The 1,931-nt window shown below is 69.7% G+C and carries 3 protein-coding genes; 1 reads left to right on the top strand and 2 read right to left on the bottom strand.

Going from position 1 to position 1,931, the window contains the following annotated elements:
* Positions 1–26 precede the first annotated feature (26 nt).
* Positions 27–836 carry a class I SAM-dependent methyltransferase gene (locus tag IEZ03_RS10380; RefSeq protein WP_184888772.1) on the bottom strand — a complete coding sequence of 270 codons (810 nt, stop codon included), beginning with the start codon at positions 834–836 and terminating at the stop codon, positions 27–29.
* Positions 837–938: 102 nt separating this feature from the next.
* Between IEZ03_RS10380 and IEZ03_RS10375 the strand changes: the two genes are divergently transcribed.
* Entirely contained in the window at positions 939–1,616 is a 678-nt protein-coding gene (locus IEZ03_RS10375; RefSeq protein WP_184888774.1) for a winged helix-turn-helix transcriptional regulator, read from the top strand.
* A gap of 9 nt (positions 1,617–1,625) precedes the next feature.
* Here IEZ03_RS10375 and IEZ03_RS37725 read toward each other — a convergent pair.
* Positions 1,626–1,931, bottom strand: a 306-nt coding sequence (locus IEZ03_RS37725; protein WP_373293574.1) for a glycosyltransferase, incomplete at its 5' end; no start/stop codon positions are given.

Genomic DNA, 1,931 nt, shown 5'->3' with positions numbered 1-1,931 from the left:
GTGCCCGCGATGGGCCCGGGGTGGTGTCAGGCGCGCTTGGCGGTCAGGAGCAGGTACTCCCAGTCGACCGTCAGGGGGGACGTTCCCTTGTCGTGGCGGCGGACCAGGTCTGCCAGGGCCGCGTCCAGGGTGGCCACCTTGTCCGGGTCGCCGGCGATGTTGTTGTAGACGGCGATGGTGGGGCCGTAGCGGGCCTTGAAGTAGTCGCGGAAGTCCTCGGGCTTCTCGAAGGCGTCGATCTGGATGTTCTGTCGGCGGGCCGTGACGTCGGTGACGCGGTCGCCGAAAAGTGTGCGGACGTGGTCCGGGTCGCCCCAGAGAGGGGGCGGTTGCGCGCCCGGAGGCGGCGGTGGCGCGTACGGCTTCATGGTCGCGAACATCTCGCCGATGAAGCCCCCCGGCGTCCAGTTGATCAGGGCGATCGTGCCGCCCGGGCGGCAGACGCGGAGCAGTTCGTCCGCGGCGGCCTGGTGGTGCGGGGCGAACATCACGCCGACGCACGACAGGACGATGTCGAATTCGGCGTCGCCGAACGGCAGCGCCTCGGCGTCGGCCTCCCTCCATTCGAGGTCCGCGTCGGCTTTGCGGCGGCCCGCTTCCAGCAGTTCCGGCGTCAGGTCGCTGGCCACGACCTTCGCGCCGGCCCGGGCGGCCGGGATCGCGGCGTTGCCCGAGCCGGCGGCGACGTCCAGGACGCGGTCGCCGCTGGTCACGTTCGCCGCGCGGACGAGGACCTCGCCCAGGCTCGGGATGATTTCGGCGGCGAGCGACGGGTAGTCCCCCAGTGCCCACATCTTTCGGTGACCGGCCTTGACCGTGTCGATCTTTTCCCCCATGACGGCTCCCCTCGTTTCGTGCTTCCACGCTATGGACCTGGGGAGGCGCATTCCTAGTACAGGATCTGTACCGGGGCCGGACATCGTTCTAGGCTGCGGAGCATGGGGGCTTCGTATTACCAATTCTGTCCTGTCGCGAAGGCGATGGAACTCCTGGACGAACGCTGGACGCTTTTGATCATTCGGGAGCTGCTGTCGGGCAGCGAGCATTTCAACGAGGTGCGCCGCGGTGTGCCGCGGATGTCCCCGACGCTGCTGTCGAAGCGGCTCAACCAGCTGGTGCGGGCGGGGGTCGTGGACAAGCGCGCCGACGGGAACGGGGCGCGGTACGTCCTGACCGCGGCGGGTGAGGAGCTGCGGCCGGTGGTCGGCGCGCTGGCCGTGTGGGGCGTCCACTGGGCCGGGGAACTCGGCGACCGGGACCTCGACCCGAAGCTGCTCATGTGGGACATGCGCCGCAACATCGACTGCGGCGGCGTCCCGGACGGGCGGACCGTGGTGCTGTTCGTCTTCCCGGACGCTCCCGCCCGTGACCGCCGCTGGTGGCTGGTGCTCGACCCCGGCGGCGCGGACGTGTGCGACGTGGACCCCGGTTACGAGGTGTCGGTGACGGTGACCGCCGATCTGCGGCAGATGATCCTGATCTGGCGCGGCGACATCGGTTGGCTGGACGCGATGCGGGCCGGTGCGGTCGAGATCCAGGGGCCGGAGACGCTCCGCCGGGCACTGCCGGGATGGTTCGGGACGTCCCCGTTCGCGGAGGTGTCCCGGCCGGCATGAGTCCCGGTGTCAGGTGGTGAGGAGGTCCGTCCATTGGCGGCAGACCTCGTCCAGGCCGTAGGTGGTTGTGACCTGGCTGCGGGCCAGGGTTCGGTCGGTTTCCCAGCGGCCTTCGGAAACCGTTGCGGCTATGGACGCAGCCATCGCGGACGGCGTCTCGTGGATCCAGCGGGCGTCGTAGATGGTTTCGGCGCCGGGCCATGGGAGCAGGGCCGGGATCGCGCCGGAGGCCATGCCTTCGGCGGGAGCCAAATGGAAGCTCTCGTCGTCACTGGTGGATAGTACGAATCCGATGCGGCGCAGCCAGGACGCCAC

This window comes from Actinomadura livida, from assembly GCF_014648675.1.
GTDB lineage: Bacteria > Actinomycetota > Actinomycetes > Streptosporangiales > Streptosporangiaceae > Spirillospora > Spirillospora livida.
Note: the sequence above shows the minus strand (reverse complement) of the source record. Positions and strands in the feature narration are given on the sequence as shown.

Coding starts and splice junctions, on each gene's coding strand:
- IEZ03_RS10380 (WP_184888772.1), bottom strand. CDS start 836: ATGGGGGAAAAGATCGACACGGTCAAGGCCGGTCACCGAAAGATGTGG.
- IEZ03_RS10375 (WP_184888774.1), top strand. CDS start 939: ATGGGGGCTTCGTATTACCAATTCTGTCCTGTCGCGAAGGCGATGGAA.